Origin of the sequence: Bradyrhizobium sp. GCM10028915 (genome assembly GCF_042666195.1) — a bacterium.
Lineage (GTDB): Bacteria > Pseudomonadota > Alphaproteobacteria > Rhizobiales > Xanthobacteraceae > Bradyrhizobium > Bradyrhizobium canariense_D.
In genome coordinates this window covers 193,783-213,321 of sequence record NZ_JBHTFN010000070.1, presented here as the reverse complement: position 1 = coordinate 213,321, position 19,539 = coordinate 193,783, and the positions used below count along the sequence as shown (strand labels likewise).

Genomic DNA, 19,539 nt, shown 5'->3' with positions numbered 1-19,539 from the left:
GACCACCTCACCATCGACAATGGCTTGACCTTCGAGGTCAAAGGCGCCTGCAATGGCCGAGAACCGGTTGACCCAGTTATGGCCGTTCCTGGTGAAGGCCTTACGGCTGTCGCCGTCGATGTGCAGCTGGATGCGGTAGCCGTCGTATTTGACCTCGTGAATCCACTGCCCCCCCGAAGGAGCTTTCATCTTCAGGGTCGCAAGCTGGGGGCCGATAAAGCCCGGCATGGAAGCTCGCGGCTTCTTGGCCGGTGCTCGGGTACGCTTTGCCACTAACGCAACTCACAAAAAAAAGCCCGCCGTCGGTGGGGGGGAGCCGACGGCGGGGCAGTCTACCTACCTTACTTAGGAATCTCCAACCGCGAGGCTCATGCGCCGTTCCCATGCGTTCTCACATACAACCGCAATTGAGATTCCAGGTTGTATTTTCAACGTCAACTAGAACGGCAGCAGAACAGCTAGGGAACGCGGTGCGAGAAAGCAGCGCCCTCAGTACTGCGGCCGCTGCAAAAGCTCCGGCAACCGTGAGATTGCCTTTGCGATCCGCCTCGCCTCGTCACGGGTTAGGAATTGCTCGGCGTATTGGTACGGGCGCTGGTGGAGATCTTCGCGGTGGGGCACAGAGCAGACGGAGAAGCCGTTCGCGTCCCTTCACGCGGAAACATTGCTCCTCCTCCACCATCACCCACGGCGCCGGAAACCGCCGAAGATTATCCATCACATTCTTCGGTTCGCCGGAGTGCCTCTTATCGGTTTGCCGGAGGCATAGGTCGGGCTTTCCTTTGCAGCCCGCACCTGCCGGTCCCGCTCAGCGCACAGGTCGTCAACCTTGCTCAGCATGCGCTGAAGCAGGGTTTGAGCCGAGGCGGTCGATAACCCCGCCCGTTGAAGCTGGAGGATTTCCTTGCGCTGGCGGCTGACCTGCGAGCGCATGCGCTCGATTTCCGAGCGGAGATATTCGATTGTGGGCATTGCACGACCTGGACTTCTCCCTCAGTAGAACAAAAAGAGAACGACCAGTCAAGCGATAGCCCAGGTTTACGATGTCTCTGGGAGGCCTCAAGCATAAGTGGCGCCCGTTTGCCGGGGCCGCTGCCAATGATTGGAGGGACACGGTCTGTTGACGAGCCCAAGTCAGCTGTACGAACTGCGGCACGAGCGGCGCCGAGATCCGGCCGAACCATCAGCCGGCGCGGATGGGGACCAACGGTTAGCCGCCTTCCGACTTCGTGAGATCGGCAAAGCTGTCGAGCTGGTGCGCGAGCGCGATCCAGCTGCGAGCCATATTTGTCAGCACGGTCGACCGGCGCGCAGAATTCCCCGGTTCGGCCCCAAGCAATTTGCAGCTGGCGGCATAGGCGCGGCATTCATCAGCTGAAGGCATTTATTCCCTTGCGACACGCAGTCGACGACGGGCGATGCGCAATGACCATCAGCTTACAGGGAAGTCAGCACAATCCCGAGATGCAGTGATGCAGCTATGCCAACGCCGCCTCCAAGGCCGTGTCTGATCACACAGATCTAGGTAGGGGACGAGGAGATCTTGCAGATAGGCGCGCGTACTCATAAGCCCGGGATAACGTTGCAATTAGCAAGTGGAGCAAAGTGCTCAAGGAGCGTCGGCGACGACTGCTTGTTAGCTCTCAGCGGGGAACCTCAGCCATTCGCATATGTTAACTCGCGAAGGTGGTTTGCATGACTCATACAGTTCTTGTGGTCGACGATGATGCCGTCGTGCTCGACGTGCTCGCGTGCATGCTCGAAGACCTTGGTTGCCAAGTCGTGTGCGCACATGGCGGGGAAGAAGCTCTCGCAACGCTGACGCGACAACAGCATATTTCGATTTTGATCACCGACATCAATATGCCCGGCATGGATGGTCACGAGCTGGCCGAACGTGCCACGCGCATCCGTCCGACGCTCAAAGTTCTTCAGCTGTCGGGCCGCGAACGAAAGCGTGATGGCTTCCCGCTGCTGAGGAAGCCGTTCTCTGAAGAAGAGCTTGCTCGCGTGATGCAACAAACAACCGGCCTATGTTAGGACAACAGGGCCGCTAGACAACGTTCAAGCTCTTCGAGAGGGAACGGCTTTTGAAGGACCGGATAATCCTCGAAACCCTCCGGCACCCCGGCGGCGCCGTAGCCGCTCGCAAAGGCAAACGGAATGCCCCTGCCTTGCAGAGCTTCCGCAATGGGCAGAGAGCTATGGTCTCCAAGCTGTATGTCGAGAATGGCGGCATCAACGCCAGGCTCAGAAGCGAGCAACAGCCCACTCTTCAAGTCGCTCGCTTCACCAGCGACGCTATGGCCCAGCTCGGCCAGCATGTCCGCCACCATCATGCGTATGAGCGCTTCATCTTCGACCAGAAGCACAGACGCCATAACGTTACCTCCCGATCCCCGCGGGAATGCCAATGACAGCTCCTTGCTCACAGCCCAAGGCGCAAAGGAACGGGTGAAGTTCAACCCACTTCAGGGATGTGGTGGCTTTTCTGGCAGGCTCGGTGACGGCAATCCGTATTCCTGGGCACGCTTTGCCGCCAGCTTTCTATAAGCCGCCGCCTGACCCAACAATTGGGTTTTGAAGGTCGAATCCTGCTCGCCTGCCGCCAATTTCTCCAGGCTGACGGCACGCTCCAAGTATTCAGTCAGCAGTTTCATCGCTTAGTGGACGGCTATTTCAGGAACCCTCAAAATCGCACGGGGCGGAAAGAAAGGTCAAGCGGGAAAGCCGGCAATTGGCCTCCGCGAAGTGGTCAATCCCGTCGTGCGACGGACAGTCCGAGGTAGTGCAGCGTGCTAACGCCAGCTGATGTCAATGACCGAAACTCGCAAGAACGAAAAGCCGCAGCCGATGTGCTCCCGCTGTGGATCGATTCCTCGTCTCGTCCACCACCTTCTTGATCCCACCACCCGCCGCTCGGTGCGGTTGTTCTTGTGTCAATGTGGTGAGCGTGTTTGGGACGACTAGAGCACTGCGGTTGTCAGGATTGAAGGACCTCAAAAACGACCATAGCAGACGTCCGGAGCACCACACGATTTGCAGCGTCTCTAACTTCGATCTTTGTCGCCGAACTCTTTAGCTCGTCCGCATCATGCAGGATTGCCTCGCCAAGAGCGACTAAGGCTTGCTTTCCGGCCGCGCGCATATCGGGAAGATCGACCCCCTCGTCGTCGATTGTGATTCCGCCGTCGTGATGAACGTCAAAGTAAAAGCTTGGCATAGCGTTTCAAATGGACGCCCTGCCGGATGGTTCCAAGTTGCGGTGCCGCGCTGTCGCGTGGCGGACGTCTCCTTGGTGGAATGCAGATTTTCTCGTTGCGCGATAACTTCCGCCCGGTCCATCGCCGCTTTGGCGCGAGCAAGACGAAGCAGTGTACGTTGTTCTTTTAAAACAAGGCGAAGCGCTCGGGCCTTGTCGCGCAATCTGCGACTGTCCTCCGGCGCGACCTTGCACCTGGCAAATATCGAATCTTCCATTCCGGCATTCGGGACTCGCTGGCCGGTCCTGCATTTAGCTAGGTTAAGAACACGGCTCGTCCCGCTCTCGCAGGGGCGCCTCGGGGCTCGCTCCGCTGTGGGTCTTGGTCGTGTAAAAACGCTGTTGCATGACGCGGACCGGCGCGGTCGAACTCAGGCTATCGCGGTCCGATCAATTTGGGCAAGTTTTACGGCCGCTCGACCAGAACTCATCCTGAGGCAATGTCGGGGCTCTTTTACGCGCCCCATGAACCGCAACGGCGCGCGGCAACGCCCGTATCACGCACTCACCGCCGCCAGCAGCGGTTTCATCCCGACGATGTTCAGCACGCGTGTCAGATTGTAGCCGAGCACGCACAGCGCCATCTCGGTCGCAACTTTCGGCAGCGTCACGCACAAGAAGTGCGTCGCGCCCATGCGCATCTTCAGTGTGCCGAACGGATGCTCGACGGTCTCGCGGCGTGTGCGCATGGCGTTTGGATTCTTGTCGAGCCGTGCCTGAGCGCGTTCGAGAACGTCCTCGTGCACCCATCGCTTGATACGGCGTTGTGGGCTCGGCGTGCACTTCGATTTGAGTGGACAGGTTTTGCAGGCGTTCGTCCAATAGTTGCGCAGCTTCTGGCCGTCTTCGTCGTTGGTATAATAATATTTGAGTTTCTCACCGGCAGGGCAGCGATAAACATCCTCATTTGGCAGATAAGCAAAGTCCTGTTTGCCGAAGCGTCCCGAAGCCTTCGCACCCGATGTCATCGGCTTGGGCAAAGTCACCGTGATGCCAGATTGCTCGCACGCCACGATTTCTTCACCCTTGAAGTAGCCGCGATCGGCGACAACATCGAGCGTGTCGGCCTCAAGAACGGCTTTGGCTTGCCGGGCTATGTTTGCAAGTTGCGACCGGTCTGAGCCGCTTGTTGTCACCTCGTGCGCGACGATCAGATGGTTTTCTGTATCGACCGCCGTCTGCACGTTGTAGCCGACGACGCCAGAACCACGGCCGCTCGTGGCCATCGAACGGCTGTCGGGATCAGTGAACGATATCTGCTGATCGGGCGACGCCAGAACCTGTTTTTCAATCGCTGCGAGTTTCGCCATTTCAACGGTCAGATTTTTGAGCCGTTCTTTGATCCGCGTCTTTTTTAACTCCAGTGTTTCCGACGGCTCCTGCCGGTCGGCGGTATCGAGCTGAGCGAAATAGCGCGCAACACTCTCCTCCAATTGCGTGCGCCGCCGCTCGACTTTGCCGCGCGTGAAGTTCTTATCGCGATTATTGACTGCTTTGAATTTGCTGCCGTCGATCGCAACGCTGGCTGTCGCGAGCAAGCCCATCTTGCGGCACACCTCGACGAAGCGCGCGCAGACCTTTTTGATGCCGGAACCATTGTCCTTGCGGAAATCGGCAATCGTTTTGTGATCGGGCGCAAGCCGGGCGAGCAGCCACATCACTTCGACGTTGCGGCCAGCTTCACGCTCAAGCCGGCGGCTCGAATGGACACGGTTGAGATAACCGTAAATGTAGAGCCCTAAGAGCGCGGCCGGATGATAAGACGGCCTACCTGTGCCGGCAGGCTCAACGCCACCGAACCCAAGTTCAGCCAGATCGAGGGCTGCAACGAAGGCGTCGATCACGCGAACCGGATTGTCATCTGCAACCCAGTCGTCCAGGCATTCCGGCAACAAAGTAGATTGCCCGCGATCAGCTCCTTGAACGAAACGAGCCATGCCAGCCCCCGCCGATTCAGTGCGGGAATCATAGCAGGCTCGGCGTTTTCACACAGCCAGGGTCACAAGCCGCCGATCATGCCGGAGCTTCGACCCGGCCTCCAGCCAGGGGCTCAGCGTGAAAAGCGCGCGACGACTGAGGCGACCTTTCTTGCTTCCACCATGACACTCGCGGCGCTTCTTAGACGTCTCCTGAGAACGTCGGCCGGCCTGGGGCTGACGCCCATTTAATGTGGGCGGATTCACGTGGATATGGCGGGAACATCTGGCAACGGTGACACTGCCCAACCCCGGGGCTGGCGAAAGATTTTATTTCGATCCGATTGCACACCCGGGAGGGCCGCTGCTCAAACAGCGGCCCTTCTGTTGCCGATGCCCTCAGGCAGACGACTCTGCCCTTCGATGTCTGCGCTTTTTGACGGGGCGCTAACGGTGCTCCACGGATCTTGTCGGTGCGGCCCGCAAGCGAGAGAGACCTTCACCTTCGCAACGGTCGCATCCGACGAATGACAGTGATTGTTAGACACGGGCCGCTCGTGCTTCAAGGACGGCACGGCCTTCGCGGTAATGACCCAATCGCCAGCATCTCGCACCACGAGCCTTTGCACGAAAATATCTAACTGCGGAGCCCGCGCACCAAGCAACTTCATCCGGGCAGTCCATTCCGGTCCGCTGGTGTAAAATACCGCCTGCCACGGCCATCAGGCTGGCGGGCAAGGATTTTCAATGTAGTCAGCTGAAAACTCAACGCGAGGCACCGAACGCAACCGGACTGGTTCGTCCGAATGGTATCCGAGTCGGCAGGCGTTTCAGCTGCGTTCCCGCCAAAAAGCTTTATCGGTAAGCCTAATCGTGCACGAGGTGCTGAGCAGACTCCGGCCAAGCCGGGCCAAAAAACCGGTACCGCTCCAGTCTTAGGAACTGGGGCGGCGGTGGGTGCTGGGTTGGTTGGTCACGGCGTTTGGGGGCACCGTTGACGGATCAATAAAACCGCAATTCGTGCTTCGAACCTATTTTCCTGCAGGTACAGGATCAGAGTTTGCTTGGCCGCTGAAACCAGAGCTATGGTTCGGCATCATGACTGAAATTACCACAAGCCGCGTCCGTGAATTTACGATGATTTGCCCATGCTAGGTGGGATCGACTTTCGCCTGCGCTCGACGAAAACATATTCTTGAGCCATGCGCCTGGCGACCTATTTCCCTATCTTGGCAGACGACGCGGTCGCGATGCGGTTTTAGGAGCGTGTGCAGAGATCCACGACAAGTTGGAAATCATGTCGTCCTGGCCGATGACCACCCTGGTGGAGGGCAACCAGGCCGCCCTTACCGTCGTCATCGAAGTCAGGCATCGCACAACGGATCGCCTTGCTAATTTCCTTGCTGCGAACTTTTTTGCGATTTCGCGGCGGGCGCATTATCGATTGCTGCGCCATCGTTAACGCGCTTGACCTAATGCGCCAGTTCACCGGAGGATAAGCGCGCCTGGTGATAACTTCGATGACCTACCAGAGGCAGGCCGGCCACCGTGCACCGCCTCGCCGAGCACATCTAGTTGGTTGAGTCGCGCGCAATTACGTTACAGCGCAGTACCGGGTTGCTTTACCTTTGGACCGGAACTGTCGTGGTGTCATTCCGGTCCATCGCTTGAACGCGTGCGTGAGGGAACTCAGTTCGCGATAGCCAAGCAGCCAAGCAACTTCGGACACCGGAAGCTGCTCCTCTTCGAGATAACGCTTGGCGAGCGCGGCCCGCAACTGGTCAAGGATTTCAACGAAGGACGTCTTCTCTTCGCCAAGCTTGCGCGACAACGTGCGGGTACTCAGTCCCATCTGCCGCGCGACTTCCTTCGCGACGCCTCTCCCGTGAGGCAGCAGTGTGGTAAGCGTCTTCTCGACTCTTGAACGGACCGTCGCGCCGTGCGGCGCTTTCCGTATCAACGCTTCATCCGCGTAGCGTCGCAACAAATCGTGCAGATAGCCGTCGCGGCCGACTAGCGGAAGCAGTGCCACTGGTACCGGAAAAGAGATCACATCGCCATCAGCGCCGAACTCGACGTCCCTGCCAAAGAACGTTCTAAATTCGGGGGGCATCCCGGCTCTCAGGTGCCTCACTTGGAGCCTGGACGGCACCAGACGGCCCTCCGTGACTTGCCTGCAAATTCGCACCAGCGTCACGATCCAGAATTCGATCTGTTGCCGCTCGCCCCTTCGATCGACCCCAACATATTCGAGGGCAATGGTCGAGGTATGCCCCTCCATATCGAAACGCAGCCGGACGCCCTCGTTCATGATCCGGCTGTACCGCTCCGCGGCGCGAAGCGCATCGGCGACATTCTCACACGAAGCCATAACGTAGTAGACAAGGCCAATTTGGCGCAGATCAAAGCCTCGCGCGAGGCGGAAGCCTAAGATGTCGTCCTTCAATTCTTTGGCAGCCAATTCCAGAATCTTGATCTGGGTCGTTACCGCGAGCCGGACTGCAGGATCGCGGAAGTCGTTCAGCGTCAATCCAGCCTTGGACAGTAGCGCAGCTGTGTCTTTGCCAGAGTCAGCGAGGCGCGCGCAGGCCAGCCGAGCAATCCCGCCGGTCGCGCTAGGTATCGCACTCATGCTCCCCGCCCGCATTGCTCATTCCTGGCCGGTCCATCGAAGATCACAGTTTAGCGAGCAATCACGAGACGACCACCACATTTTCATACGAAGACGGTTCTTCGGCTGCGCTTATGCAATTGAATGACTCTCCGCCGATCTTGATTTAAATCAAAACGGGCTACCAGTGTGAGTCGGACAGCGTTGAGCCTGATCCGGCACGATGCACTTGCTCGCAGGCTACTCCCATGGCTGACGCTCATCGGGAGGGGTGGCCTGCCGTAGGAGCTGCCGCCGTCGGGTCTGCAGCCGCGGGAGGGTTCACACCTACTGACTGCTCCCCAACGGCCACCGGATTACTTCTCCCCCTTTGATGGCGCGCTTTGCGTGTGACGGGCCGGATCGTTGTTGAGCTTTGCGCCACACCAGTTTTTGGCAGCAAAGACCAAAAAGTTGGCAGCTTCTAGCAAACGCGTTCCTCCTGATAGCTGCTATGTCGGGCCGACCTCGTCAATGCGCAGGCCAATCGCGCGTTTGGTCAACACGCCCAAAAAGTATCATAGGACCCCAATTTTGATCGATGGCAGCACGTCCGGAACCGCGCTTACGCAACTGAAGATCGCGCAGGCCTACGTCCGGCTCTCTTCCATTCCCGACGATGATCCAGCAGCATCCGTTTCAGTGACGTTGGTCGCAAGCTGCGAAATCCGCATGATGCGCGGTCCCGAGATCGATCTTGGTGGCGTACCATTGTTTTGGCTGGAGCTGTTCGACCTCAGTGCAAACCTTTCACTCGATAGCTGCTGCTGCCACAGGATTGAGGACGCGGCACCAATATTTGAGAGCTTCGTCGCGCAGGCGCTTGCCCTGATCGGTCCTGATGGAGAGCCGCTATGAAGGCTTACCGGATTAACTGGAAACGCCGCGCAAGCAGCCCCCGAATCTGCGCTGATGGTATCGCTTCAATCTTCGCGAACAAATCTCGCGTTCAGTGAGGGACAATTTTCCCGCGAGCGGTCAAGACCAACTTACGAGCTACAGAGCCGTCTTTGGGATGTGGCATTGGCCGCTTGCTCCAAGAGCGCGGTCGCGCGGAATCGGATGCTGCAGCAGAAAAGCCAGCATTTGTTTTAACCTTCCATGTTCTTTCCTGGACCGGCTTTGACATCTTGGGGAGCGGCGCCCGAAGCTGCTTACCGTATGATCTTCTTTGCAAGGACACTCGCCGTCGCGCTATAGACCTTCATAAGAACATGCAGTATGCGCGCCGGACCCCCAACCGCGCATCGAAACTTTCAGCCACTTTCTTGCGCACGCGTGGTCTATCCAGATTTAATGAAGGTCGGGACGAACTTGCATTGACTTTCCGGTTCGCCATTTTCGTTGACTTAGATCAACTTCTGTTCCTACGCCAGTCGGCTATCTCGTTCTGATTGCTCCTGATAACTGAATCGGAAAAGCGGCACACAGCGATTGGCCGGCAACGCGTTGCATCTCGCTCACCTCACCGACGCGGAGCCATGGGTCTCACCGCCAGTTCCAAAGCCGCTGCCGTCACTACGGAGGTACAATATGAAAATACTTGCGCTGTTGCTCGCTTCGGCAATTTTGCTCGTATGCGCAGGCGAGAGCCACGCCGTGGTAAGAATCGCGAATGACCGCGGTGGCTTGATCGGACGTTACGTTGATCGATATGATAAGTTGAAGGACACTGGCCAAACGGTGGTCATTGATGGGCTCTGCGCCTCCGCCTGCACGATCGTGCTTTCGAAGGTCCCATCAAACAGGATCTGCGTTACCGAAAAGGCAAACCTTGCTTTCCACGCGGCTTGGGACCTCGGGCCTCGTGGACGCCATATTACAAATCCAGAAGCCACACGGACGATGTATCTGATGTACCCAGCTCCAGTTCGGAATTGGGTATCAACGCAGGGTGGGTTGTCACCTCGCATGATCTTCCTTCGGGGCCCGAAGTTGGAAAATATGTTCGCACGGTGCTATCTCGATGCTGCAATCTTTCTAAGGCTATAACTGATCCGAGGCCCGTCTGCGAAGCAACGTAAGTGGACAAGCTCCGTAACCTCAGTACCACTGAGAACTCAGCATGCCGATGTTACTAGCATTGTGCGGGGCCGTCCGATGCATGACGTTCGGCTGATCGCGGAAACGGACGCGTTGACGGATCGCGGCCAATCTTGTTTCGCAGTTCTACAAGATCCGTGAACACATCTGCTTGGCGCCGCAGTTCGTCTGCTATCATCGGCGGCTTGGTCGAGAGCGTCGAGACGACCGTCACGCGCACCCCGCTCCGCTGCAATGCTTGGACCAAGGTACGAAAATCCCCATCTCCCGAGAATAGAATGATCTCATCGACGTGCTGCGCCGATTCCATCGCATGCACTGCGAGCTCAATGGCCATGTTGCCCTTGATCTTGCGGCGGCCATTGGCGTCGAAGAATTCTTTGCTGGCTTTTGTGATCACGGTGAAGCCGTTGTAATCGAGCCAATCGACCAGCGGGCGGATGGACGTGTACTCCTGATCTTCGATGATCGCTGTGTAGTAGAAGGCTCGGGTCAATGTCCCTCGGCTGCGAAGCTCGTTCAGTAGCCGCTTGTAATCGAGATCAAAATCGAGGGCCTTCGCTGTAGCGTAGAGGTTGGGACCGTCGATGAAAGCTGCAGTTCTGCTAAATCGGGATATGGTCATAATGGAAAAGACCTTGCTCACAAAACCGTCGGCCGGCAGCCAGCGCTGACATGAACGTCAACGTTCCTGCCGGCGAGCGCCATAACAAGCAGCGCGAATGAGCGCTTGTTCTAGAAGGCCAATGATTTGCTTTTGGGCGCCAACCGCTCCGCAGCTGTTCGTCGCGAGGGCCACACTCAAATCGTCAGTCGAGAAAAGTACCAACTTCAAAAGGTACGCGCCCGCCGGTCTCAGTCATCCAGGCCAGGGCCGTCCATTTTTCTGCACACCTGCCTTCTCGAAAAAGTTAAGAATTCCTAAGCACGGTAGAGTGCATTCGGTTCCCTCCTAGCCATTTTGGCGGCGCAGTGTGACAGGCAGGACACGGACGACAGGGAGCGAGTCGTATAGTTCTACTGGTGCAACTTGCGACAGCGTCGGCAATCGCAGGCGCATGGGGATGGAGACTCTGATGAAGACATTTCTGCTCGGTACCGTTGCGTTGTTTGCTTTGGGGCTCGCCGCCCCTGCTTCCGCTGCCGACATGGCAGCACGTCCGTACACCAAGGCCCCGCCGCCGCTGGCGGCTCCGATCTACGACTGGACCGGGTTCTACATCGGTGCGAACGGTGGCTGGGGTCAGAGCCGCAATTGCTGGGATTTCGTCGGCGCGGCCGGCGTGGTATTCGCTGACGGCTGTCGCGAGCGCTCGGGCGGCCTTGTCGGCGGTCAGGTCGGGTATCGTTGGCAGGCCAGCCAGTGGGTGTTTGGATTGGAAGCTCAAGGTGACTGGGCCGACCTCAGCAGCCAGCGTGTCAGCCTGATCAACCCCGCGTTTTCGACCCGGACGAAAACGGACGGCATCGGGCTGTTCACCGGCCAGATCGGCTATTCCTGGAACGCGTCCTTGCTGTACGTCAAAGGCGGCGCGGCGGTGACGAGCAACCGCTTTAGCATCCTCGACACGCTCACAGGGACTGAACTCGCAGCCGCAAGCGCAACCCGCTGGGGCGGGACCGTAGGTGTGGGCTGGGAGTATGGTTTTGCACCGAACTGGTCAGCTGGCATCGAGTACGATCATCTGTTCATGGGCAACGCAAACAACTCGTTCTCGGTTGCCAACCCCATCGTTGCCGGTGCGCTGAACCGGATCAACCAAGACGTCGATATGGTCACACTGCGCGTCAACTATCGCTTCGGCGGCTTCGGCGGGTACGGTGCGCCGGTGGCGGCGAGATACTAAGCCTCGTCGGACCGTCCTTTCTCCAGTAAATTAGGCCGGCAGAGATGCCGGCCTTTTTTTGTTGGAGAGAACATGTCCGAAAGATCTCTCAAATTGCCAAGCCGTCCCTCAAGCCGCCGCGGCGCAACCGACGCCATCAATCGCGCCCTTGAGGGGTCGGACATCACCGAAATCTGCCAGGCCATTGGCACTTCTATCAGTAATTATAACGTCTCCGACATCGCCAACGAATGCGGGATTGCAAGGCAAACCCTCTATCGCGCCTTTGCCGGTGGTCCAAAGCATCCAAATTTCACAACCGTTTTGACGGTCTTGGACGCGCTGGGCTTCCAGTTGCATGTCACGGTACGACGGAAGGCTCGGGCACGGTTGGCGCTTCCTAAGGCGGTTCCGCCATCACAGTAGTGACCTCTTGTCGAAGCTTTCCTTAAGTCGATCGTCCCGCAGAACGGGTTGCTGGCAGTACGAGTGCCTTCTTGAGACTCGATTTGCTCGCCTGTGTCAGCGCATTAGACCGGCGGGTGGCCGCTGACCTAATAGGCTTTACCTCCCGACCATCGAGCTTTCACGGACGAGAGCCTCACCATGATGTATGAGGGTGTTCGCGGCGCTCTCCCGTCGGACGTCGCGCAGAAAGCCGCCGGAGAGAATCCTCCTTTCCAAATTCGCGAAACGTCCGATCGGCAGGCGCATGCCGCCGATCTGGAAACCGAAATGCTTCGGCGCGATATGTGTCTTCGAGTCATAGATTGGCCCGAAAATCAGCGGCGACACCTCTCTAGAGTCCTGCGGCAGGGGGATTGATGGACCGCTGCCAACATTGAGATCATTGGCAATCGCTCGCGAAAGCCACACCGCTGGCGTTACCAATTGTCTGGACCTGCTCGGTTAACAGCCTCTTCAAGGAGAGACCGTTGCTAGAAGGTTACCTGATTGCCGCTGTCGCGCTGCTTTTCTTGAGCCGATGCGATCATCAAGTATCGCGACGCACATCACGCGCTGCTTCGGCGTCTGACAGTTCGTGACGCGCTCTAACTGCAACCGGTAATGCGCGCCACCGCCTTCATGTACTTGAGGTGAAGGCGGCGTCACCTCCCTCTGACGGAGGGTTGCGCGCGGTGCGTCGATCCGAATTCAAGCAGGTCTCAAGATCGAACCTGATATGCGAGCACCATCCTAAGGCGCTCTTCTCCGCCTCTTCCTTGAAGGGGCCAAACCCGACAAAGGTCTGAACATGCCCGGCTTGGCCATCGGCCGCCGACACAAGATTGATTCCTGAGATGTAGTAGGACGAACACTGGCCGGTCTGAGATTCGGCGCATGTTGCAACGCTTATCCCTAGAGCCACAACGGTGGTTATGAGGATGGCCCTCTCCATTTTCTCCTCCGCCAAGGGGCTTGCGTTCTATTTGATGGGGACGATACTGGCTATCGGCACGCGCCTCATTTCCTCTGGGTCGCGATCTTCTTAAGTGTGACAATCTGTCGAAAGAAGGCTTTTATCGATTGAGCAGGGCTTCCCAGCACCTTGGCACCGGGTGCTAGATCTGAGATGACGCCCGCCTGCGCTCCGATTTCCGAACCTCGACCGATACGGAGATGCCCTGCCATAGCAGCCTGTCCCCCGACGCGGACGAAATCTTCAAGTACGGTTGAACCCGAGATCCCGACTTGTGCAACTACGACGCAACAGCGGCCGAGACTAACATTGTGACCGATTTGCACAAGGTTATCGAGGCGGGAGCCAGCGCCAATTACGGTGTCTCGCGATGATCCGCGATCAATCGTCGAATTGGCACCAACTTCAACATCATCTTCAAGAATAACTCGCCCAAGCTGGGGGATGGAGAGAAACCCGTCGCTGGTGGAGGCGAATCCGAACCCTTCCTGCCCAATCCGCGCACCCGGATACACGTAAACGCGTGCTCCCAAAACCGCGTAACTAAGGCTTACATGTGCGCCAATCCGGCAATCCCTGCCGATGGTGACGCCGCTTCCAATGACTGCGCAAGGACCGATCCGACAACCGGGCCCTATCTCCACTCCGCTTTCGATCACAGTCAGGGGTCCAACTTCTGTCGAGGGATCAATGTGTGCGTCATCCGCCACTATGGCGGACGGGTGAACACCGGGTCGCAGCGGCGGCACAGGATAGAAAAGGGCAGCAACGCGGCCCCAAGCGGCATAGGGTTCGCTCGTTATGATGGCCGCAGTGGCTGCTGGTACTCGCGCAGCCATATCAGGGTGAACGACCACAGCCCCGGCGGACGTTTGATCCAGCGCAGAAGCGTAACGTCGGTTGTCTAGGAAGCTCACTTCAGTTGGCCCTGCCGTTTGGAGAGGGGCCACGCCTTCCAGCAATAGTTCACCTCCGTCCGCCACACCCCGCGCCGCGCTGGCAACGAGCGCGAGCGGATGCGGCCCAGTTCGCCGGAAGAACCTTGCGCTCCCTAGTACTGCTTCGGTCATCCCATCCCCACCCGCAATGCGAGTTGAACTCGCGTTTCTTCCGACGTCTGTGTCATGCCAAGCCTCAGTTGGGTCCCAGTGGCTCGGGAGACGCTGATTCAATGGACTTTCCGGCACCTATCCAGTCACTGTGACTTGCAGTCTAGAGCGGGTTCGAAGCTTGCCGTTCCTGTGCTTCGTAGTATTCGGCCGAAAACTTGACTGACCACCGGGAAAAGAACAAACGCAATTTCTGCGTGGGTCTTTCCACGCCAAGATGTTCGGTGACGTGCGCGTTTTGGAGCCATCTACCCAGCGATGCAAAACAGGCCGACCTCATCAACGCGTGAAGCACTGCGACGCCGATCGTCTCTGCCTGCCGATAACGATAGCCTAGCTTTCTAGTGACGTACTGACGCTGAATGTTGTCGTAGGCCTTGCCCATGAACCGAGCGAACACACTTTTCTTTGCCTGCGGCCACGCCGCCGGATACACCGGTAATACGAGAAGCTTGCTCTTAGCGATGACCGTAGCCACCGGATGCAAAAGCTGCATCCAGGCTGGCCAGGACGCTAATTTGGCAAACAATACCGCATGCATCGCTGTCGCAACCCCGAAAGAGATCGGAAGCCACAGTACCGCAGCCAAGATTACAAGCAATGCGGTGTTCGGGGTGAGATGGCGACATGTTCGAAATACCCACGCCATACCGCTTGCGAAGGCAAGGTGCATGGTTCGCTCGAACGCTCGATAGCTAATCTTGCGCCGGAACCGCGACCAGCGGCGGCGCATCGATATGATCCACTTTCGACGTCTCGTCTCGGAAAGAGGAAGGATGCGCAGCGCGGCACCCACGGCAGCAACGACGAAGTTGCCCAGCACCTTGGCTGCGAAGAGCGGAAGCCAAACAATCTCCATCACCAGAGGGAAGGTATAGTCGAGCAGCCGCATCAACACCGAAATGGTGAAATGCAGAATCTTGTTTGCGGCGATCGCGATTAAAACGAGTGGAACGATGATCACGTCATCGAGAGCACCGCGCAGATGGCGCTCTTCGATGCGTGCTCGGCTTTGATCATGGGTCACGCTACTACCGGTCAAGGCGTGCTTTCGCCGCCCCGTCCGCCATCCCGACGGAGCTAAACTATTGCATTATTGACCAAACGCTAGCAGGTCATTCCAGTCGCACATCTGCGGACGGCTCGACGGGTTTGCCGGACGGTTGTTCGGGCCACGCAAACGCCGTTCACCCTAGTTCTGCCTGCGCCGCAGGCAGCGGCGATTTCCGTGATCATGCTGTCCGGCTGCGCGAGCATGGGAGCAATGGGTGTGGCTTGCGCCGACACCGCGAGAGACAGAGCGAACGCGCCAATTGCAATTAACCTGATCATTCTCACCTCCTCGAAGAGCGATGAATGGACCAAGCTGACGCCGCACTTGCTTGCAAGACTTGAGATGGATCAAGGGTTCTTAACTAACGCGGCTTCTTCATCCGTGTTGGGATAAGTAGTCTCGGCCCCTCAGGCGACACTTCCATATCGGTTCACGAGCATGCCTTCCCGCTGGCATTCACGCACTGGCACAAGGTGCACTAGTCAAATCCTGAGTTTCTGCTTGTCTACGGTGCGCCTTGCCGATTCTTTCCAGCCCCCAAGCTTCCAGGATTGGCGAGAACGTACAGGCCCCGGCGGGGCATCCGTTTCGCCGGGGCCGCGGATGCGGAGATAGTCTGGGTCTATGGACGCAGCGGCAGATCGACAAAAGGTTTGGAGTTGGCTCGCCGGTGGGCAGAGCATGCTTCGGCGCACGAGCTTGCCAGCATGGTGAGCGGGTCGCTTGATGATCTCAGCCAGATTTTGCCACCAGACGTATCCGATCGCCGTGCATGCGTGGAGCTGTCTGCGCCTCAATTTCACCATCCGACTCAGGCTGTGGTTGTATTCGTTGCCGGCGTCTCGTCTGCGACGGTTGTCGATCCCGAACCGGCGCGCGACGAAGCGGAGCCAGAGGCCCGGAGAGAACCCCATCAAACCGGGCCTTTGCGCTGTCCGTTGAGCGAAGCGCATCGCGCCTTACGTATGTCATCGCCGGTTGGTTCCGACGTCGCTTTGAGCAGGCAGCGCTGCATCGTGTCCAGGATAAATCCCGTCTAAGTTGGAGCGTTGAACTGGCCGGCTTTGGGCCACAAACAGAGATCGGCACCTTATCGATCGCCTCGTTAGCACGCAGCAGGAACGACCCGAGCGCGTCGTTGACATGTAAAGTGCAACCGCGCGACCAGCGACGGTGAAGCCCCGCTCGCCCGTGGTGCGGCAACTCCTGCTAACCCCTCAACGGACATTCACTGGTACCTGCGCCCGCTCGGCGTCGGCGGTCGCGTTGCCCATGTATCTCGATTGGAAATGAGCAACCCGCTCGCGCCACATTCCGACGAACGCCTCCGACGTCAGCTTCTCCACCGATTTCCACGCCCCCTTAACGGCCGGAAGCGTATTGCCCCAGATCGCGCGCCTGCACCATTTTTCGCCCTTCTCCCTGCCTTCACTGGTGGCGCACATCGATTTCCAGGCCACGCGATTGGGTTCGCTGAGGTGCTCCGCGGCGCCTTCCCAGCCCTGCTGATGGATCAGGTAGAGATCGTTCAAGTCCGGCTTCCTGTGGGTCACCCACTCGAACAGAATCCCTTCGGTAATGATCTTGTAGGCCGCCGCAACGGCATTATCGCGGGGATTGAGAATATCTCCGGAGCCGAATTTGCCGAACTCGTATTTGCTCAGCTGGAACAGCCCGATATACGACCCGGTGCGTTGCTTTGGGTCGAAACCGGACTCGACCTTGGCCACCGCCTTCATGAAAGTGAAATCCAGACCGAAAGCGTCGGACGCGCGCTTGATCTCTTCCATCGGCGTTCCGACCGGGATGTCCTTGAACGAACGCAAGACGATCGCAGCCGGCTTCTCGGCAGGCGGCAGTTCGGACCAGATATAACAAATGAGATACCGGAAATCCTGCGGCCCCGAGTTGGAGGCACCGCCGGATGCACCGCACGTCGTCGGCGCCAGTTGGGCGACATCATGGTGGCCCAAGTCCACCGATTCCTGCACACGCGGTAAATCAGCCGACCGCGTCTGCGACGGATCGGGCAACGCGGCCACGACGATCGATTCCGATTTATCCGAGGCCGCCGTCGTGTCGGTAGCCGTCCCCGCCGCGGGTTCGGCGGCCGTCGCCACTTCGGCGCTAGCGACAGCGGCGTTCGCGGGTCCGGTGTTGCCCATTGCGATTGCCTGCGGTTCATCCGCGAGCCTCGCGGTGGCGCCGAGAGATGCTGCGCGGTCCTGGATTGTCACTGCGCGAGCGTTCTCGGTGCCGGCGGGACCGAAGCCGGCTAGCCAGCCAGCGATCCACCCCGCGAGAACGACCATTCCGCAAAATGTCGGCGCCACTATCGTAAATCGCCGCGTGTTCATGATGCCGTCGCCCCCAATAGGCTCCACTGGAGCCGTGTAGAAAAGCCAAGCATGCGAAGCGGCTCATTCTTGGGATCAATGTGGGTGGCGCAATAGCGCAAACCGCCGCTCCTTGATATTTCCAAAGCATGTTGCCCGATTGCAACGCGTCGAATCGCAAGCAGTAGCGCCCCACTCCATGGCAACTCGCACTGCAATTGTGAGTACGGTCCAATTTTCGACCCACTGCGACCAGATTTGGAGGAGAGGCTTGGTGCGCTGTCAGGATGACGCATCAGGCGCCAGCTTCGCGCATCGTCTCGAACCGATGGAATCGCGCCTATGGGACCGGGCGATGTTCGTTAAGAAATTGTCAGCAATGCAGGGCGCGATAACAACCGCTGTATTCGCGATTTTCATGCTCCCTGCGGGGGTCGCACACGCTCAATTTCTGTTTGGACCCCAACACACGTTCTGGCGAAGCCAATACGCTCCGTACAAACACAAGCCCCACCACCGGCAGACAAACTCTGAAATGGCGAAGAGCCTTCGGCTCGAGCCCCTTCCGAAGGGCCCGCTCCAGATTATCATCTCGATAGCAGACCAACGGGTCTCCCTTTTTGACAACGGGGCCCTGATTGCACGCTCGCCGGTGTCCACCGGAACGGAGGGGCATCCGACGCCCCTCGGCGTGTTCAGCGTCATCAGCAAACAACGATGGCACCGTTCAAATATTTATAGCGGCGCCCCCATGCCCTACATGCAACGCATCACCTGGTCAGGTATTGCGTTGCACGCCGGTGTCGTGCCTGGGCATCCAGCGTCACACGGCTGCATCCGTTTGAAAGATAATTTTGCCGTTCGACTGTGGCATCTCACAAAGCGCGGCACGCGCGTGATCATTGCGCATGATGATGTCCAGCCAGTCGAGATAACCAATCCGCATCTATTTCAACCGAAGGCCGCGGCTGGTTCGTCCGAATTCCAGAGTGCCACCGTCGCAACCGAGAGCATCGGTGCAGCCGCGGCAACGCAGGGATCACTGGTATCAAACGCCGAGACTCCAGAAGCCGCCAGCCTCCAGGAGCCGGGCTCAGCTCCCGCTGCAAGCGTGCCTAAAAAGATCGTTCCGATCTCCATCTTCGTCAGTCGTAAGTTGAGCAAGCTGTTCGTGCGTCAGGGCTTCACGCCGTTGTTTGATGTCCCGGTCAAGATCGAAAATCCGGAGGAGCCGCTGGGAACGCACGTGTTTACCGCACTGGAATTCCAGAACGAGAGAACCGCTATTCGCTGGAGCGTCGTGTCGATTCCAGATGAATTGCCCCCTATGTCCGGGGCTGCCACGAAAGGGCGAGAAGCGCCCGCGAAGCAAACCGTGCCGGCACCGCTTCCCGATCAGGCCGCCGCTGTCCTTAACCGCATTGAAATAGCACAGGATACGGTTGAGAGGATCTCAAAACTTCTGACGCCGGCCTCTTCATTGATTATTTCCGACCACGGATTTAGCCGTGAGACCGGAAAAGACACGGATTTCATCGTGCTAACGCATTGATGCGGCGGCGCAACTCACCAACACACGATGCCGCTGCGCAACCCGCTGGAATTGTTCGACCGCAATTCTGATGCAAATTCTTGATGTCTGCGGCCAAAGCAGCGCGAGGTCTGTTCTGGTTAATCACGTCGGTTTGCAACGACTGACGACTTCAGCTCCGCCCTCATAAACAAACGTCGATAACGCCCACCGGCAGCCAGCCGCTATTAATGCCGAGTCGGGAAACGTTGGTCGCCAATCGCAACCACTTCGGTCGCCAGACTTGCCGAACGGAGCAACTCTCTGGTGATTGGGGACAATCCGAGGAACCTCTGGGCTGACTAGTGCGGCGTCGCCCGTTGGCCGCCCACTGCGATCCGCATTGGCGCCGC

The 19,539-nt window shown here is 58.2% G+C and carries 20 protein-coding genes and 1 pseudogene; 8 read left to right on the top strand and 13 right to left on the bottom strand.

The window, feature by feature from the left end:
• Together ACFQX9_RS34490 and ACFQX9_RS34485 are read right to left on the bottom strand one after the other, a co-directional pair.
• Window positions 1–189, bottom strand: a pseudogene (locus tag ACFQX9_RS34490) (ATP-dependent DNA ligase); the annotation flags it as partial.
• Window positions 190–717: 528 nt separating this feature from the next.
• Window positions 718–972 (bottom strand): hypothetical protein, encoded by a 255-nt coding sequence (locus ACFQX9_RS34485; RefSeq protein WP_377791718.1) that lies wholly within the window; start codon window positions 970–972, stop codon window positions 718–720.
• Between the two features lie 723 nt (window positions 973–1,695).
• Between ACFQX9_RS34485 and ACFQX9_RS34480 the strand changes: the two genes are divergently transcribed.
• A complete protein-coding gene (locus tag ACFQX9_RS34480; protein WP_377791717.1) occupies window positions 1,696–2,040 on the top strand; it encodes a response regulator in 345 nt (114 codons plus the stop codon).
• Here ACFQX9_RS34480 and ACFQX9_RS34475 read toward each other — a convergent pair.
• The 5 genes from ACFQX9_RS34475 to ACFQX9_RS34455 form a co-directional block, all read right to left on the bottom strand.
• Entirely contained in the window at window positions 2,037–2,381 is a 345-nt protein-coding gene (locus ACFQX9_RS34475) for a response regulator (protein WP_377791716.1), read from the bottom strand. The genes ACFQX9_RS34480 and ACFQX9_RS34475 overlap by 4 nt on opposite strands.
• Window positions 2,382–2,471: 90 nt before the next feature.
• The gene (locus ACFQX9_RS34470) at window positions 2,472–2,660 is read right to left on the bottom strand and encodes a hypothetical protein (protein ID WP_377791715.1); all 189 of its coding nucleotides are present in this window, start codon (window positions 2,658–2,660) and stop codon (window positions 2,472–2,474) included.
• Between the two features lie 323 nt (window positions 2,661–2,983).
• Window positions 2,984–3,223: a DUF6894 family protein gene (locus ACFQX9_RS34465; RefSeq protein ID WP_377791714.1), complete on the bottom strand. Its 240-nt coding sequence runs from the start codon at window positions 3,221–3,223 to the stop codon at window positions 2,984–2,986.
• Window positions 3,121–3,480, bottom strand: a complete 360-nt coding sequence (locus tag ACFQX9_RS34460) for a hypothetical protein (RefSeq protein WP_377791861.1) — start codon at window positions 3,478–3,480, stop codon at window positions 3,121–3,123. The genes ACFQX9_RS34465 and ACFQX9_RS34460 overlap by 103 nt, the downstream gene beginning before the upstream one ends.
• 279 nt (window positions 3,481–3,759) lie before the next feature.
• On the bottom strand, window positions 3,760–5,199 hold the full coding sequence (locus ACFQX9_RS34455; RefSeq protein WP_377791713.1) for an IS1182 family transposase: 1,440 nt from the start codon (window positions 5,197–5,199) through the stop codon (window positions 3,760–3,762).
• Between the two features lie 1,174 nt (window positions 5,200–6,373).
• Between ACFQX9_RS34455 and ACFQX9_RS34450 the strand changes: the two genes are divergently transcribed.
• A complete protein-coding gene (locus ACFQX9_RS34450) occupies window positions 6,374–6,640 on the top strand; it encodes a hypothetical protein (protein ID WP_377791712.1) in 267 nt (88 codons plus the stop codon).
• Window positions 6,641–6,772: 132 nt separating this feature from the next.
• On the opposite strand, the gene ACFQX9_RS34445 is transcribed toward ACFQX9_RS34450, so the two are convergent.
• Window positions 6,773–7,810 (bottom strand): AraC family transcriptional regulator ligand-binding domain-containing protein, encoded by a 1,038-nt coding sequence (locus ACFQX9_RS34445; RefSeq protein ID WP_377791710.1) that lies wholly within the window; start codon window positions 7,808–7,810, stop codon window positions 6,773–6,775.
• A 552-nt stretch (window positions 7,811–8,362) separates the two neighbouring features.
• Here ACFQX9_RS34445 and ACFQX9_RS34440 point away from each other — a divergent pair.
• On the top strand, window positions 8,363–8,686 hold the full coding sequence (locus tag ACFQX9_RS34440) for a hypothetical protein (protein WP_377791709.1): 324 nt from the start codon (window positions 8,363–8,365) through the stop codon (window positions 8,684–8,686).
• Window positions 8,687–9,361: 675 nt separating this feature from the next.
• The gene (locus ACFQX9_RS34435) at window positions 9,362–9,820 is read left to right on the top strand and encodes a hypothetical protein (RefSeq protein WP_377791708.1); all 459 of its coding nucleotides are present in this window, start codon (window positions 9,362–9,364) and stop codon (window positions 9,818–9,820) included.
• Between the two features lie 85 nt (window positions 9,821–9,905).
• Here the strand turns inward: ACFQX9_RS34435 and ACFQX9_RS34430 are convergent, their stop codons facing one another.
• Window positions 9,906–10,496, bottom strand: coding sequence for an NYN domain-containing protein (locus tag ACFQX9_RS34430; RefSeq protein WP_377791852.1), 591 nt, complete (start codon window positions 10,494–10,496; stop codon window positions 9,906–9,908).
• 451 nt (window positions 10,497–10,947) lie between these two features.
• Between ACFQX9_RS34430 and ACFQX9_RS34425 the strand changes: the two genes are divergently transcribed.
• The gene (locus tag ACFQX9_RS34425) at window positions 10,948–11,718 is read left to right on the top strand and encodes an outer membrane protein (protein ID WP_085350678.1); all 771 of its coding nucleotides are present in this window, start codon (window positions 10,948–10,950) and stop codon (window positions 11,716–11,718) included.
• A 72-nt stretch (window positions 11,719–11,790) separates the two neighbouring features.
• Window positions 11,791–12,123 (top strand): DNA-binding protein, encoded by a 333-nt coding sequence (locus ACFQX9_RS34420; RefSeq protein WP_377791707.1) that lies wholly within the window; start codon window positions 11,791–11,793, stop codon window positions 12,121–12,123.
• A gap of 138 nt (window positions 12,124–12,261) precedes the next feature.
• Here ACFQX9_RS34420 and ACFQX9_RS34415 read toward each other — a convergent pair whose 3' ends face one another.
• The 3 genes from ACFQX9_RS34415 to ACFQX9_RS34405 form a co-directional block, all read right to left on the bottom strand.
• Complete coding sequence (locus tag ACFQX9_RS34415) at window positions 12,262–12,492, bottom strand: hypothetical protein (RefSeq protein WP_377791706.1); 231 nt, start codon at window positions 12,490–12,492, stop codon at window positions 12,262–12,264.
• A 669-nt stretch (window positions 12,493–13,161) separates the two neighbouring features.
• Complete coding sequence (gene lpxD / locus ACFQX9_RS34410; protein WP_377791705.1) at window positions 13,162–14,187, bottom strand: UDP-3-O-(3-hydroxymyristoyl)glucosamine N-acyltransferase; 1,026 nt, start codon at window positions 14,185–14,187, stop codon at window positions 13,162–13,164.
• A 142-nt stretch (window positions 14,188–14,329) separates the two neighbouring features.
• Window positions 14,330–15,268: a hypothetical protein gene (locus ACFQX9_RS34405; RefSeq protein WP_377791704.1), complete on the bottom strand. Its 939-nt coding sequence runs from the start codon at window positions 15,266–15,268 to the stop codon at window positions 14,330–14,332.
• Between the two features lie 186 nt (window positions 15,269–15,454).
• Between ACFQX9_RS34405 and ACFQX9_RS34400 the strand changes: the two genes are divergently transcribed.
• Window positions 15,455–15,673, top strand: coding sequence for a hypothetical protein (locus ACFQX9_RS34400; protein ID WP_161495139.1), 219 nt, complete (start codon window positions 15,455–15,457; stop codon window positions 15,671–15,673).
• Window positions 15,674–16,497: 824 nt separating this feature from the next.
• Here ACFQX9_RS34400 and ACFQX9_RS34395 read toward each other — a convergent pair.
• Window positions 16,498–17,637 carry a transglycosylase gene (locus ACFQX9_RS34395; RefSeq protein ID WP_377791703.1) on the bottom strand — a complete coding sequence of 380 codons (1,140 nt, stop codon included), beginning with the start codon at window positions 17,635–17,637 and terminating at the stop codon, window positions 16,498–16,500.
• Between the two features lie 253 nt (window positions 17,638–17,890).
• Between ACFQX9_RS34395 and ACFQX9_RS34390 the strand changes: the two genes are divergently transcribed.
• On the top strand, window positions 17,891–19,168 hold the full coding sequence (locus tag ACFQX9_RS34390) for a L,D-transpeptidase (protein ID WP_377791851.1): 1,278 nt from the start codon (window positions 17,891–17,893) through the stop codon (window positions 19,166–19,168).
• The last annotated feature ends 371 nt before the right edge of the window (window positions 19,169–19,539 follow it).

Coding starts and splice junctions, on each gene's coding strand:
- ACFQX9_RS34485 (WP_377791718.1), bottom strand. CDS start 972: ATGCCCACAATCGAATATCTCCGCTCGGAAATCGAGCGCATGCGCTCG.
- ACFQX9_RS34480 (WP_377791717.1), top strand. CDS start 1,696: ATGACTCATACAGTTCTTGTGGTCGACGATGATGCCGTCGTGCTCGAC.
- ACFQX9_RS34475 (WP_377791716.1), bottom strand. CDS start 2,381: ATGGCGTCTGTGCTTCTGGTCGAAGATGAAGCGCTCATACGCATGATG.
- ACFQX9_RS34470 (WP_377791715.1), bottom strand. CDS start 2,660: ATGAAACTGCTGACTGAATACTTGGAGCGTGCCGTCAGCCTGGAGAAA.
- ACFQX9_RS34465 (WP_377791714.1), bottom strand. CDS start 3,223: ATGCCAAGCTTTTACTTTGACGTTCATCACGACGGCGGAATCACAATC.
- ACFQX9_RS34460 (WP_377791861.1), bottom strand. CDS start 3,480: ATGGAAGATTCGATATTTGCCAGGTGCAAGGTCGCGCCGGAGGACAGT.
- ACFQX9_RS34455 (WP_377791713.1), bottom strand. CDS start 5,199: ATGGCTCGTTTCGTTCAAGGAGCTGATCGCGGGCAATCTACTTTGTTG.
- ACFQX9_RS34445 (WP_377791710.1), bottom strand. CDS start 7,810: ATGAGTGCGATACCTAGCGCGACCGGCGGGATTGCTCGGCTGGCCTGC.
- ACFQX9_RS34435 (WP_377791708.1), top strand. CDS start 9,362: ATGAAAATACTTGCGCTGTTGCTCGCTTCGGCAATTTTGCTCGTATGC.
- ACFQX9_RS34430 (WP_377791852.1), bottom strand. CDS start 10,496: ATGACCATATCCCGATTTAGCAGAACTGCAGCTTTCATCGACGGTCCC.
- ACFQX9_RS34425 (WP_085350678.1), top strand. CDS start 10,948: ATGAAGACATTTCTGCTCGGTACCGTTGCGTTGTTTGCTTTGGGGCTC.
- ACFQX9_RS34420 (WP_377791707.1), top strand. CDS start 11,791: ATGTCCGAAAGATCTCTCAAATTGCCAAGCCGTCCCTCAAGCCGCCGC.
- lpxD (WP_377791705.1), bottom strand. CDS start 14,187: ATGACCGAAGCAGTACTAGGGAGCGCAAGGTTCTTCCGGCGAACTGGG.
- ACFQX9_RS34395 (WP_377791703.1), bottom strand. CDS start 17,637: ATGAACACGCGGCGATTTACGATAGTGGCGCCGACATTTTGCGGAATG.